This window comes from Schumannella sp. 10F1B-5-1 (genome assembly GCF_006517535.1).
Lineage (GTDB): Bacteria > Actinomycetota > Actinomycetes > Actinomycetales > Microbacteriaceae > Schumannella.
Genome location: NZ_VHQH01000221.1, coordinates 1 through 252 on the forward strand (window position 1 = coordinate 1; position 252 = coordinate 252).

Annotated in this window: 1 protein-coding gene; it reads right to left on the minus strand. The window is 73.0% G+C overall.

Annotation, left to right across the window (positions count from 1 at the left end; all coding sequences use genetic code 11):
* The coding region (locus FJ658_RS15490) for a transcription antitermination protein NusB (protein WP_255447768.1) at nt 1-238 on the minus strand (238 nt) is incomplete at its 3' end.
* Between the last annotated feature and the right edge of the window lie 14 nt (nt 239-252).

Here is a 252-nt window from a genome sequence, read left to right on the forward strand (position 1 = left end):
CGGCCAGGGACCGCTCGCGCCAGGTGTCGGCGTCGTCGCGGGCGACGGTGCGCAGCACCCCGTTCACGAAGCCGGCGGCCGATGCCTTGCGCGCGATCCGCACGAGCTGCACCGACTCGTCGATGACCGCGTGCGCGGCGGTGCGCAGGCTGAGCAGCTGGTGGACGCCGAGCCGCAGCACGTCGAGCACGGGACCGTCGATCTTCTCGGCCGGTCGGCGCGACGCGAGCTCGACCACCTTGTCGTAGTACC